This is a genomic window from Bacillus paramycoides (assembly GCF_001884235.1).
In the GTDB taxonomy this organism is placed as follows: domain Bacteria; phylum Bacillota; class Bacilli; order Bacillales; family Bacillaceae_G; genus Bacillus_A; species Bacillus_A paramycoides.
Genome location: NZ_MAOI01000119.1, coordinates 1 through 13,083, shown reverse-complemented (window position 1 = coordinate 13,083; position 13,083 = coordinate 1). Strand labels below are relative to the sequence as shown.

Annotated in this window: 10 protein-coding genes; 7 read left to right on the top strand and 3 right to left on the bottom strand. The window is 35.6% G+C overall.

Translation table 11 applies throughout. From position 1 onward, the window contains the following. Nucleotides 1-40 precede the first annotated feature (40 nt). The 3 genes from BAU28_RS24810 to BAU28_RS24800 all read left to right on the top strand — a co-directional run bounded on the left by BAU28_RS24810 (nucleotide 41) and on the right by BAU28_RS24800 (nucleotide 4,410). A complete protein-coding gene (locus BAU28_RS24810) occupies nucleotides 41-1,531 on the top strand; it encodes a coproporphyrinogen III oxidase (protein WP_002170566.1) in 1,491 nt (496 codons plus the stop codon). A 258-nt stretch (nucleotides 1,532-1,789) separates the two neighbouring features. After that, nucleotides 1,790-3,346 (top strand): fatty acid--CoA ligase, encoded by a 1,557-nt coding sequence (locus BAU28_RS24805; RefSeq protein ID WP_071720459.1) that lies wholly within the window; start codon nucleotides 1,790-1,792, stop codon nucleotides 3,344-3,346. 281 nt (nucleotides 3,347-3,627) lie between these two features. Continuing rightward, nucleotides 3,628-4,410 carry a putative protein N(5)-glutamine methyltransferase gene (locus tag BAU28_RS24800; RefSeq protein WP_071720457.1) on the top strand — a complete coding sequence of 261 codons (783 nt, stop codon included), beginning with the start codon at nucleotides 3,628-3,630 and terminating at the stop codon, nucleotides 4,408-4,410. Nucleotides 4,411-4,928: 518 nt separating this feature from the next. Here BAU28_RS24800 and BAU28_RS24795 read toward each other — a convergent pair. Together BAU28_RS24795 and BAU28_RS24790 are read right to left on the bottom strand one after the other, a co-directional pair. Beyond that, nucleotides 4,929-5,528, bottom strand: a complete 600-nt coding sequence (locus BAU28_RS24795; protein ID WP_071720456.1) for a DedA family protein — start codon at nucleotides 5,526-5,528, stop codon at nucleotides 4,929-4,931. Between the two features lie 339 nt (nucleotides 5,529-5,867). After that, complete coding sequence (locus BAU28_RS24790) at nucleotides 5,868-6,500, bottom strand: GNAT family N-acetyltransferase (RefSeq protein ID WP_071720454.1); 633 nt, start codon at nucleotides 6,498-6,500, stop codon at nucleotides 5,868-5,870. Between the two features lie 111 nt (nucleotides 6,501-6,611). Here BAU28_RS24790 and BAU28_RS24785 point away from each other — a divergent pair, with 111 nt between their 5' ends. Continuing rightward, nucleotides 6,612-7,430 (top strand): MerR family transcriptional regulator, encoded by an 819-nt coding sequence (locus BAU28_RS24785; RefSeq protein ID WP_002170574.1) that lies wholly within the window; start codon nucleotides 6,612-6,614, stop codon nucleotides 7,428-7,430. Nucleotides 7,431-7,493: 63 nt separating this feature from the next. On the opposite strand, the gene BAU28_RS24780 is transcribed toward BAU28_RS24785, so the two are convergent. Beyond that, on the bottom strand, nucleotides 7,494-7,958 hold the full coding sequence (locus tag BAU28_RS24780) for a hypothetical protein (RefSeq protein WP_002170575.1): 465 nt from the start codon (nucleotides 7,956-7,958) through the stop codon (nucleotides 7,494-7,496). A gap of 198 nt (nucleotides 7,959-8,156) precedes the next feature. Between BAU28_RS24780 and BAU28_RS24775 the strand changes: the two genes are divergently transcribed. From BAU28_RS24775 to csaB, 3 genes are all read left to right on the top strand, one after another. Continuing rightward, on the top strand, nucleotides 8,157-9,635 hold the full coding sequence (locus BAU28_RS24775; protein ID WP_071720452.1) for a SulP family inorganic anion transporter: 1,479 nt from the start codon (nucleotides 8,157-8,159) through the stop codon (nucleotides 9,633-9,635). A 561-nt stretch (nucleotides 9,636-10,196) separates the two neighbouring features. Next, a complete protein-coding gene (locus BAU28_RS24770; RefSeq protein WP_071720450.1) occupies nucleotides 10,197-11,717 on the top strand; it encodes a putative polysaccharide biosynthesis protein in 1,521 nt (506 codons plus the stop codon). 164 nt (nucleotides 11,718-11,881) lie between these two features. Next, on the top strand, nucleotides 11,882-12,979 hold the full coding sequence (csaB, locus tag BAU28_RS24765; protein ID WP_071720448.1) for a polysaccharide pyruvyl transferase CsaB: 1,098 nt from the start codon (nucleotides 11,882-11,884) through the stop codon (nucleotides 12,977-12,979). The last annotated feature ends 104 nt before the right edge of the window (nucleotides 12,980-13,083 follow it).

The following is a 13,083-nucleotide window of genomic DNA, read 5'->3' as shown; positions in this document are numbered from 1 at the left end:
TCAAGTAAACTAAAGAGAGTTTGCAAATGAAAAGGTGATAATGTTGTTAATTTCAATTAAAACGTTACAAGATGATCGTTTTTTACGTCCGCTACAAAATATTGGCGGTTTATTTTTTGAAGAGAGCACGATAGGGTTTGAGCAAGAAGAAGCAAATCTGATCGTTGATATACAGATAGAAGGTAATGTGACAGCATCGGCCCGTTTAACGGATGTTGCAACCGGAAATGTGTATGAAGAAACATTCTCGAAAGATTTATCTGCTTTCACAGAAGAAAAAGAACGTATGAAGCAAGTGAAACATGTTGTTTCTTACGTATATCTTTCTGTGCTTCAACAGCTAACTGGACTTGAACAGAGTTGGGGAATTTTAACTGGGGTACGCCCAACGAAACTTCTTCACAAAATGCTTCAAAATGGTATGTCAAAAGAAGAAGCGCATAAAGAACTTCGTGAAAGTTATTTAATTCATGAAGAGAAAATTGAGCTTCTGCAACGTATCGTAGATTGCCAATTAGCGGTCGTTCCGGATTTATACCGCTTGAAAGAAGAAGTAAGTATTTACATTGGTATTCCGTTTTGTCCCACAAAATGTGCGTACTGTACGTTCCCGGCTTATGCAATTAACGGACGCCAAGGATCTGTTGATTCATTCTTAGGTGGCTTACACTATGAAGTTCGTGAAATTGGTAAGTTTTTAAAAGAAAAAGGTGTTAAAGTTACGACGATTTATTACGGCGGTGGTACACCGACAAGTATTACAGCAGAAGAGATGGATATGCTGTATGAAGAAATGTACGAAGCGTTCCCAGATGTGAAAGATGTGCGTGAAGTAACAGTTGAGGCAGGTCGCCCAGATACGATTACACCAGAAAAGCTAGAAGTGTTAAATAAATGGAATATTGACCGTATTAGTATTAATCCGCAGTCATACCATCAAGAAACATTGAAAGCAATTGGACGTCATCATACTGTAGAAGAAACAATTGAGAAATATCATTTAGCACGTGAAATGGGAATGAACAATATTAATATGGACTTAATTATTGGTCTTCCTGGTGAAGGATTAGAAATCTTTAAGCACACGTTAGATGAAACAGAAAAGTTAATGCCAGAATCGTTAACAGTTCATACGTTATCATTTAAACGTGCTTCTGAAATGACGCAAAACAAACGTAAATATAAAGTAGCAGGTCGTGAAGAAATTACTGCGATGATGCATGAGGCAGAAGAGTGGACGAAGAACCACAATTACGTGCCATACTATTTATATCGTCAAAAGAATATTTTAGGTAACTTAGAAAACGTTGGTTATGCAATACCATCGCAAGAAAGTATCTACAATATTGTTATTATGGAAGAAGTGCAATCTATTATCGGACTTGGTTGCGGGGCATCAAGTAAATTTGTTCACCCACAAACAGGAGCAATTACACACTTTGCGAATCCGAAAGATCCAAAATCATATAACGATGGCTTTGTGAAATATACAGAAGATAAACTGAAAATTTTAGAAGAGCTATTCGCGTAAGGAGAAGAAGGCTGTCCCAATTTTGGGATAGCTTCTTTTTAATATAGGGGGATGTTGCTATCAGCTTTTGTCGATAAATCGATATATTTGAAAAACCGCCGATATAATTGCATTTACTGAGATGTGGATCAAAAACTAACTTCATTTGTAAAACTATGTCGATAATAATCAGAAAAATTAGTCAAATTATTAGAGGACAATGTCTACTTATAGACGAAATGATAGATTTATGAAAGAGAAAAGGGGGAAATTGTTGGCATGTACATGACGATAGGGAGAATTTTTGATTTAGCAGTGGGCAAGTATCCGAATAAAGAGGCGTTAGTAGAACCAGAAAAAAATATTCGCTGGACATATAAACAGTGGGATGAGCAAATAAATAAAACAGCGCAAGCTCTATTGAAAGAAGGCGTAAGAAAGGGAGATTGTGTATCTGTTTACTTATATAACTGTCGTGAATTTGTAAACGTTTACTTAGCTTGTGCGAAAATTGGCGCGATATTTAACCCAATTAATTTCCGCCTAAAAGCAAAAGAATTATCGTATATCCTCCAAGATGCAGCCTCGAAAGTAGTTGTCTTTGAAAAAGAAGTCGAATCAACTGTTGCTATGATTGAACGAGATTTTCCAAATACATCTTTTTGGTATGTAGAAGACGATACACCTTCCTATGCTAGTTCCTACCATGAAAAAGTAAATGAAGCATCAGCTGAAAAAGTAGATATTGTAGTTGATGAAATGGATTTTTGTTCTATGCTTTATACGAGCGGTACGACTGGTCGTCCGAAAGGCGTACTACATCGTCATCGTGATATGGCTGAGCATAGTATGATTTGTACGTATTTCATAAAATATAACAGGGATAGTGTTGGGCTTGTAGTAGCGCCTTTATATCATTGCGGCGAGTTAAACGCTGGAATCATACCGCGCATTCAAGTTGGTGGCAAGAATGTTATTTTGCATCACTTTGATACGAAAACAGTATTACATACGATTCAAGAAGAGAAGGTTACGACGTTTTTTGCAGCACCGACGATGTGGAATATGTTACTGCAAAAAAATCTAGCCGAGTATGATTTAACTTCGATGAAGATTGGCGTATATGGCGGGGCTGCAATGGCTCCAGCGTTAGTGAAGGAATGTAAAGAACGTCTTTATATTGATCTTGTTCAAATTTACGGAATGACAGAAATGGGACCAGTTGTTGCGTTTCTCGTAGAAGAGGATCAGATTACGAAAGCTGGTTCAGCAGGAACACCATGCTTTAGCCATGAAATTCGAATTGTCAAACCGAACGAAGATGCACCGGCAGAGCCAGATGATATGTTGCCTCCTTATGAAGTAGGGGAAATTATTTTGCGTGGTCCAACTATGATGGCTGGCTATCATAATCGAGAAGAAGCAAATGCAAAATCAATGTATAAAGGATGGTATCATTCTGGTGATTTAGGCTACTTCGATAAAGACGGCTATTTATTCGTTGCAGACCGCGTTGATGATATGGTAATTAGCGGTGGTGTAAATATTTATCCTCGTGAAATTGAAGATTTCCTTCATAGCCACCCTGGTGTATTAGATGTTGCAGTACTTGGTGAGCCAGATGAACTATGGGGAGAACGTGTTGTTGCGGTCGTTGTAAAGAAAGATGAAAATATTACAGAGGCTGATTTAGAAACGTATTGTAAAGAAAGTGATGAATTAGCAGATTATAAACGTCCACGTCATTACTTATTTGTAGATGAACTTCCTCGTAATGCGAGCGGAAAACTGCAAAAGTTTGTGCTGAGAGAGTCGTTACAAGGATCGAATAAATAGGGAGTAGAACAGTCGTTTATACAGATAAGGCTATCTTTCTTAATAAGGAAAGGTAGCCTTATTTTTTTGGAAATTATTAGATATGATAAATAGAGTGATCAAAAAAATAGTATGTACCTTCTATTTATAATTCCTTCCTACAAGGCCATTTAATTGAATAAAGTCGTATTTTTTTGAATGGGACCATTTTGTTGAAAAAGGATATCTCCAATTTTTAACGAATACAGGGTTATAAATAAGCAAAAGTGGTGAGATAAATAGGAAAAAAATTTAATTTCTTTTTGGACAATAAAACGGAAAAATGTATAATTAACAGGCTTCAGAGCGCGGGTTGTGTTTTCGCAGAAGAGGAGACCCGGTTACTTATTTCAGAGGCACGAACTCCAGAGGACCTCAAGAAAATGGTAGAAATGCGAGCCGATGGTTTACCACTTGAATATGTTGTTGGATACGCAGAATTCTGTGGGTTGCGGATAGAAGTGGACCAAGGCGTTTTCGTGCCTCGTCAACGTACCGAGTTTCTTGTTCACCAGGCAGAAGCTCTGTCATGTTTTGGTGATATCGTCGTTGATCTATGTTGCGGGTCAGGTGCTGTGGGTGTAGCACTGGCAGCAGCTTTAGGACAAGTTGAATTGTACTCTGCTGACATTGACCCTGTCGCAGTACGATGTGCAAGCCGCAACGTAACAGATTTCGGTGGCCATGTTTTTGAAGGTGACTTGTATACAGCCCTGCCTCACTCAATTAAAGGCCATGTGAACACCCTAGTTGCGAACGTACCTTATGTTCCTACCAAGGCAATAAAGCTGCTCCCACAAGAGGCTCGCCTACATGAACCGAAGTGGGCGCTTGACGGAGGAGAGGATGGACTTGACATTCAGCGAAGAGTAGCAAAAGAAGCAATTCTCTGGCTAGCACCGGGAGGACATCTTTTAATAGAGACGAGCGAAATGCAGGCAACTCAGACCTTTGAAATCTTTGCTGGTGCTGGGCTTACCACGAAAGTGGCTAGAGACGAGGAACTAGACGCCACTGTCGTTATAGGATCGAATTCTGTTTTTTAGCATAAATCAGTACGTAGTCTTATTCACAAATGAAATGATAATTTCCTAGCAATATACAAATAAACAAAAAATCCTTATTCAATTAAAGGGCGCTATTGTTGAATAAACCTTAGATTATTAAACGACTTTATTGTTATATTTTTGAGTACAGTGAAGTATCTTATATCGAAAATTAAACAACTATATTTTAACCCCGTCCTAAATTTAGAACGGGGTTATGCTTGTTTTAGGTTTTAAAATTAAATAACTTTATTGTCTTTTTACAGAACTTATTCGATATGCCGATGACTTTGTCATCGTATGCCAAACAAAACAACATACATACTCGTGAAAGTCGGAAGCTAGAACAAACTGAAAACCAAAGAAGGAAAAACATCGGAAAGCCATATGAGGGAAAACCTCACGTACGGTTTGATGAGGGGAAGCTGAAACGGAAAAGAGATGGCAGAGCCATCTCTAAAGAAAATATAATCTGTTTCAGTTTTCTACTCTACTATGTTTTTTTACAAATACGTGCTTTAATTTTTTACAAACACAAGCTTTAATTTTTTGCGAAATCGGGTGATTAGCATAATGGCAATCATACCAAAAATAATTTTCCCAATGTGCTGTCCAAGTACTGTGAATATATCTTGTAAGTTGTCGCCTAACCAGTAACCGCAAATTAAGAAGAAAGATACCCAAAATAGGGCGCCTGAATAAATTGTAATTGCAAAACGGCGAAACGGTAAGTTGATAATTCCTGCAAAGTATCCTGTAAAGTGGCGGACACCTGGAATGAAAAAAGCGATAAAGATTAGAAAATATCCGTATTTATCAAACCACATTTTCGTTAAATCAATTTTTCGTTGTGTTAAAAATACATATTTCCCGTATTTCTGAATGAAAGGCATGCCAAGTTTATTTCCTAAAAAGTATTGGAATGTCATACCTACACTTGTCCCAATAAAGGATAAAATAATTAAAATTGGTAAACTCAAATCACCTTGATGCGATAAAAATCCTGCATAGGCTAATGTTGGCTCTCCTGGAAACGGAAGAGCGATATATTCTAACAGCAATCCAATAAGTACTACATAATACCCATATTGCTGAAATAATTCATAAATCCATTCCATGCTGTGCTCTCCTTTTTTACGGTATTACTCATGTGCAATACCCAATGTACACTGATGTTGTTAAATATCTTCCTCTTTCCATGTTGAACAGTTCAAACTCTAAATCACACTGTAATAAATTGAAACTTTAATTAGTAGAGCATCATCTACTAGTTATTAACCCACACCAAACGGTTCACCCGCAATTTGTATGATGGCAGTGAAAGAGTTTGGCTGGAGACCTTGTGCTGGCATTGTTTTTGGATAACCACATTCTCTTCATATTTCTAGATAGGATCGATCATACTTAATATAGCTCTTTACTAATTAGTAAAGAGCGTCGAGTCGTAAATGTTGCTATTAGAGAAAATCATAGCGGTATAAAAATATATTAAAATCTTCTTCCTTTGGTCCAAAATGAATTGCTTTTTCTTGTACACGTTTGAAGTTTTGTTTGTCATAAAATCCATAGTTGCATGCGTTATCTGTATATAAATATAAAGATGTCACATCTTCTTTTGTCATATATTGGAACAATGCATTCATTAAAGTTTTCCCAACTCCAAGACCTCTAGATTCTTCGGATACGATGAATAATTGTATACAGCCTTGAAAATGATCTTCTTTTCCTTTAATTAGTTCTTTATATGTTTTTTGAACTTTTATAAATGCTTTTAAAAATTCTCTATTCTCTTTATTAGTCATGAATAGTTTAAGCGTGTTATAGGCAAAGCTAAAAGTATTATGAAATTTCTTTAAACGGTTCTTATCCTTTTCGGAATCGCCTAAAATGACACCAATAATTTTATTATCTTTTTCAGCTACCTTACTAAAGGAACTTCCTAAAATACAACTTTGTAGATAGAAGCTTAATAATGAATTTAAAAATTTTTTATCTGTAATGAATTGATTAAATCCAAATGCCTCGCCAATTAAATGTTTTATAGGCTCATAGTCTTCCTTAACAAGACTTCTATATTTTACTGTGTTCATAATTGTATACTCCCTTTATCAATGTAAATAACTTATTATATAAATAGTAAGGTCTCCTCTAAGGGGAGAGTCAATGGTAGTGAGGGAAAAAATATAAAGGAAGAGATTAAAGTGAAAAAATTATTTTCTATTGGAGAAGTTGCAAAAATAAAGGATATAACGATAAAAGCATTAAGGTACTATCATAAAATGGGAATTCTTATTCCAAAACATATTGATGAATCAACTGGATATAGATATTATTCTATAGATCAATTTATTCACATTGATATTATAAAAAGCTGTAGAGAGTTAAACACCAGTATAGTAGAACTTCAAGAGATTTTTAAGGAATGTAATACGGATAAATTGCTGCAATTTTTACAATTAAAGAGAGAAGAAGCGGAAGAAAATATAAAGAAAATGAAAGAAGTAATCGAAACGATTGATTGTTTAAATGCGAAAGTAGGAAGTTCACAGGATATATTAAAGAATGATGAAATATCTATTCAGTTCTTTGAACAGCGTTATGTAATTGTAGCCCCTTGTAAAGAAGTGGGGAGTTTACAAGAGTTACTTTATTATTCCGATTTGGAGAAAATCATTCAAAATTATGAAGGGAAAATGTCAATGGAAATGGGGATTTTATACAATGTAAATGAAAAGTGGGATGTAGAACCAAAGTATGTTTTTAATAAGGTGCAAGATAATGTACATATGGAAGAGGAGCAAAATATAAAAATATTACCGGGCGGGAAATATTTAACATTAGCGTATAGTAAAGAGAATGAAGAGGAACGTAGAAATACCATGATTAAATATGTAAAAGAAAACAATATAGAAGTGGAGAGTTTTATTGAAGTGGAGTTAGTTAATGATGTTTTTAATACGGAGTCTTATAGTTGTCAACTTCAAAGTTTTATAGGGGATAGTGAGAATAAGAAGTTTTGATTTCATAATTTGATGTATGATACCCCGTAATTTACGAGGGTATCATACATAGTGGAGAGCTTATTATTTACGTGAAAAACCTTCTTCGTCAAGGTATTCCGCAGCTTCTGGATAAGAGTTGAATGTACCGTCTAAGTTTACGCCAGCGTAAACGTTCCACATGTCATCCTCAGATATAAGAGTAAGAATATGACCATCTTCGTTATGCCATTCTTCTTCTTTCGCAGGTTCTGCAGGAACCACTATTTCTTCTTGTGATAGTAGTTCAATGGATTGCTCAATTACTGAACGTAATTCCTCTGCTGAAAATTCACGGATGTTAATCATACCTTTGTCGTCCGTTTTGTAGCCTTTAATACCGCTTGCGTATACAAATCCGTTTCCGTTTGGATGTAAATGATATACAACGTTCTTTTTATCTAAACGACTTTCTTCAAAGTGAAAGTTTACGCGTTTTAATGATACGTTCTTTCTTTCTAATTCTGGGAAAGATTCAATAATCGATAATTTTTCTTCAAAAGTTAGCATAGTGCCTCCAAGTGTATAGTAAAAGATTTAATTTGTTCATTATAGCATAGTTGTAATTGTTTCCAAAGGTAAGGGAGAAACTTTTCATTGAATACGTTTACTTCACGAGACTGTAAAGAGTTTCTTATAAATACGCTAACGAATGAATCTTTTTGGGTGTACAATGGAACGTGGACTTTATATGAAGGTGGTTTTTTTATGATTCAAAAAATAGCAAAGGAATGTTTAGCAGGGTTTACTGTTGCGATTGTTGCTTTGCCGCTAGCAATTGCATTTGGTATTGCCGCGACGGGAACGTCTGAAGGGGCACTAGTCGGATTGTATGGTGCGATTTTTGCAGGTTTGTTTGCGGCGTTATTTGGCGGCACACCAGGGCAAGTAACTGGACCAACTGGGCCGATTACAGTTATTGCAACAGGCGTTATTGCAACTTACGGATTAGAAGCAAGTTTTATTGCATTTATGATGGCAGGGGTATTTCAAATTTTATTTGGTGTATGTAAGCTTGGCTCTTACGTTCGCTATATTCCGTACTCTGTAGTTTCAGGGTTTATGAATGGGATTGCACTTATCATTATTTTAGGTGAAATGAAGCACGTACAAAATAGTTTTCTACTCGTGTTATTAACGATTATTGTAATGATTGTTTCTGGAAAATGGATTAAGGCGATTCCATCAAGTTTAGTGGCATTAGTAGGTGTTACAGCACTATTGCCGTTATTTTCTTCTATGCTACAAGGACTTACAGTACACTTACCGGTTGTAGGAACTATTTCTTTAAATAAGGTAATTGAAAAGATAGGTGCAATTCCGGAGGCGATGCCAGCTCTTCACGTACCGGCTTTAAGCGGATCGGGAATGTTGGAACTTGTATTACCAGCTCTAAGTATTGCTTTACTAGGATCCATTGACTCATTATTAACGTCTGTCGTAATGGATAATGTGACAGGGACACGGCATAAAAGTAATAAAGAGCTAATCGGACAAGGTATTGGTAATATTGCGAGCGGTTTGTTCGGAGGATTAGCAGGAGCAGGGGCGACTGTTAGGTCTATTGTAAATATAAGAAGTGGCGGGAAAACGGCACTTTCAGCTTGTATGCATAGTGTCATATTATTTATTTTCATTATGGGACTCGGTTCGGTGGTACAATATATCCCACTTGCTGTATTATCAGGTATTTTAATTTTAACTGGTATAGGGATGTTTGATTGGGAAAGTATGAGGAAAGTGCACGTAGCCCCAAAGGGTGATGTTATTGTTATGTTCGTGACGATGTTTGTGACAGTGAAATTTGATTTAATGGTTGCTGTTGCGTTTGGTATTATTCTTTCTTTCATTATATATATGGTGAGATGTAAAGAACGGAAAGCTTCTATTATAAAAGAAAAAGAAGCGACGTACACGATTCAGGGATCACTTTCTTTCCTATCAGTAGATCGTATTTTTACTTCTTTACAAGATGTGAAGTCACCGGTTGTTTTACGTATGAAAGATGTACGTTATATGGATGTATCAGGAGCTATGGCGTTATTAAACTTTGTTGAGCAGTCAGATAAAGTAGGAGCGAGTGTGACGCTTGAAAATGTACATCCACATGTTGAAAAGACGATAGTTATGATGGCGAATGATGAGCAAAAAGAGAAACTACAGTTTTTAGAAGTTAAGGCAGTATAATAAGAAGAACCTTCACACGAGTTGCGTTGTAGAGTGTGAGGGTTCTTCTTATTTATATATGTGTTGCTTATGTGGAAAATCCTTATGTCTGGATTTTATAAATCTGTTGAGCATCAGTTAGATCATCTAACTTCAAATTATATTCAGGATTTGAGAAATGGCTACCTTCACAAATTAATTGTGTACGGTTAACGAAATTATAAACTTAAGATGATTGAATAAGCCACATTTCGTCTGTTTTTTTCGGATTTCTTAACTTCATCTTGAAAAGGGAAATTTAAGAATTATTTTACTTAATTTAGCGTGTTGCAAACAATCCTCTTACTGACAAGAGCTACAGTATATTACAGGTTTATCTTGAATAAGTAAAAGTAGTAAATTTAAGGGAAAATAGGATGGAAATAATCTTGTTTTGTACTTATTATATTTGGAACGAGAGTATTCAATATATAAGAAATTTGGTATGATAACTAAATGAAATAGAGTGAAGTTTCTCTAGATTAAGCAAGAATACTGACTTGATATTTATTTAAATCATATTTGAAAGAAAAGAGATAGAAGATGAATAAAAAGTTTGTAAAAGGCGCTGCAATTTTAACCATTACAACGTTCCTATCGAAAGTGGTGGGGAGTTTTTTTCAAATTCCATTGCAAAATATAGCGGGAGATGAAGTACTTGGGATTTTTCGCCTCGTTTTTCCTGTATATATGATAGCCTTAACTTTATCAGTAGCGGGGGTTCCGCTAGCAATATCCCAGCTAATTGCTGAACTTCATGAAAAAAATGATCAGGACGGAATTGCTAAATTGTTTACGTCCGCATCTATTATCGGTGTTATATGTGGGATATTCGGATTTTTAATTATTATCATTGGATCGAGTAGTATTGCAAATATGCTTGGTGGACAAGAGACGAGGCTACCATTAATTGTTACTTCATTTGCCTTGTTAATCGCACCATACATGGCAGTGTATCGTGGATATTTCCAAGGGTTTGGAGATATGATACCTACGGGCGTATCACAAGTAATTGAGCAGTTGATTCGCGTGTTCTTTATGCTAACGATTGCTTATGTATTTGTATATTTGAATAAAAGTAGTGATATCATAACAGGTGGAGCAATGATTGGCTCTTGCTTTGGCGTTATTACGTCACTTATATATTTACGAGTAAAATATGTGAGAAGCACGTATCGTTATAAGAGTAAAACGTATTCGTTACAAGACTTTAAGAAAAACGCGAAAAAAATACTCCGTGTTTCAATTCCCATTGCCATTGGAGCGTTATCTATGCCGGTTTTAAATTTAGTTGATTCCGTAACAATTCCACATGTACTACATGAATCTTCTGCAACTATTCAAGAGCAATTCGGTATATATAGCCGTGGTTTTGCATTTACGCAATTAATTGTTGTACTTGCAAGCGCAATGGTATTTCCATTAATTCCATTATTAACAGCTGCTTTAACAAAAAAAGATATAGCTTTAGCTAAATTGACAGTAAAGCGCACAAATGAGTTTGCGCATGTTTTAACAATGCCGCTAACGATATGGCTTATGGCGCTCGCAGTACCGCTTAATGTTGGATTATTTACAGACACAAAAGGAAGTGGCATGCTAGCCATTTTAATTGGTAGTTCGTATTTCACATCACTTACGGTATTATCAATAGGAATTCTGCAAGGGATTAAGCGTTCAATGCAAGCGGCATGGATTATCATTGGTGCGAGCTTCGTAAAAATTATTTTAAATATAACGCTAGTAAAACAAGTTGGTATAAATGGAGCAGCGTATAGTACTCTAATCATATATATACTGATTTGTATTGCGAATTACATTTATATTAGAAAAGACCTTTCCTATCCAATACATATAGGGAAATTTATAGCGGTGATTGTAGTATCTAGTATTTTAGGGGCAGCATTATACTTTGTGTCTACACTTATCAATGTGACAGATTCTAGACTTTTTGCAATGATATATAGTGCTGTAGCGCTAGGAATAGCTTCCTTGTTATATGGCGTATGTGCGTTGAAATTAAACTGGATATCGAAAGAACAAATTTCGTTTTTACGTAAATAAATTCGATTATTATAGAAAATGAACAGCATTATAAATAAGTATGGTTTGTTATATGTTTTTAAAAGAATTCAATTTGAAGTTATCAAACCTTTCTCGGTAAGGAATTAATAGCAATTTGTTTAATTACAAAAGAGCTGATTGTGAAACGTTGGAGGAGGCTAAGAGTGCGGTTAGTTTTATCAGGATATTATGGTTTTTATAATGTTGGGGACGAAGCAATTTTACAATCAATTATTCAAGCGCTGCATGAAGAGGATCCTACTCTTGAGCTTGTTGTACTTTCTAATGACCCCGACTATACAAGGGAAATGTACGGTGTAGAGGCGGTAAATCGTTGGGATATAGGAGCGGTTTACCGAGAAATAAAGAAAAGTAATGGTTTAATTAGTGGAGGCGGTAGCCTCTTGCAAGATAAGACGAGTATAAGAAGTATTCTATATTATACAGGTATTATGCGGTTGGCTCTTTTGTTGAAAAAGCCGTATTATATTTATGCCCAAGGAATCGGGCCTATTACGAAGAAGCAAAATCGTTTATTGGTGAAATGGCATATATCTAAGGCTGAGTATATATCAGTGCGTGATGAAGATTCTTTTTTGTACTTAAAAGAAATTGGTATTAAGAAAGACATCGAACTTGTTCCAGATCCAGTATTAGCTTGTATGCCAGAAAAAAAGAAGACCAATTGGCTGCAAAAACATTCTTTACAAGGGAAAATTGTTGCGGTTAGTGTACGGTACTGGGATGCAAAAGAAAATTATATGAAGAAGTTAGCAGGCACGCTAAAAAGACTTAAGCAAGAGGGATATCATATTTTATTTGTACCGATGCATGGTCCATTTGATCAAAATGCATCAAGGGAAATCATTAATTTGATGGGAGAAGAAGCACACATGCTCCCTTATAAAATGGATATTCATGAAAAAATCTCTATTTTATCAGAATGCTCCTTGCTAATCGGAATGAGGCTCCATGCTCTTATATTAGCGGCAGTTGCTAATACTCCTATGATTGGTATTTCATATGATCCAAAGATTGATTCGTTTGTACAACAAGTAAACCAACCAAGTATTGGGAGTGTAGATGGAGGCTGGACGCCAGGGACACTATATAGCATGGCAATCAACCAAATAGAACAAAAAGAATATATGCAAGAAACTTTAGGGCAAAGGGTAGAGGAATTACGAGAACAAATTTCAAGAGCATCCAAACATATTATTAGTGACTTACATGCAAAAGAGTCTATAAAAAGAGGGATGTAATCTTAGTTTTAGAGAGGTAGAGGGAAATTTCCTAGCTCTTTCTCCTTTTTGTAGTTGAAGGTACAAGTGAAATAATAACAATGTCGAAATCCATAATAGTTTAA

What these genes read in the sequence shown, in the direction of transcription:
- BAU28_RS24775 (WP_071720452.1), top strand. Translation starts at nt 8,157, where the DNA reads ATGATTCAAAAAATAGCAAAGGAATGTTTAGCAGGGTTTACTGTTGCG.
- BAU28_RS24790 (WP_071720454.1), bottom strand. Translation starts at nt 6,500, where the DNA reads ATGAACACAGTAAAATATAGAAGTCTTGTTAAGGAAGACTATGAGCCT.
- BAU28_RS24780 (WP_002170575.1), bottom strand. Translation starts at nt 7,958, where the DNA reads ATGCTAACTTTTGAAGAAAAATTATCGATTATTGAATCTTTCCCAGAA.
- BAU28_RS24770 (WP_071720450.1), top strand. Translation starts at nt 10,197, where the DNA reads ATGAATAAAAAGTTTGTAAAAGGCGCTGCAATTTTAACCATTACAACG.
- BAU28_RS24795 (WP_071720456.1), bottom strand. Translation starts at nt 5,528, where the DNA reads ATGGAATGGATTTATGAATTATTTCAGCAATATGGGTATTATGTAGTA.
- BAU28_RS24810 (WP_002170566.1), top strand. Translation starts at nt 41, where the DNA reads ATGTTGTTAATTTCAATTAAAACGTTACAAGATGATCGTTTTTTACGT.
- BAU28_RS24805 (WP_071720459.1), top strand. Translation starts at nt 1,790, where the DNA reads ATGTACATGACGATAGGGAGAATTTTTGATTTAGCAGTGGGCAAGTAT.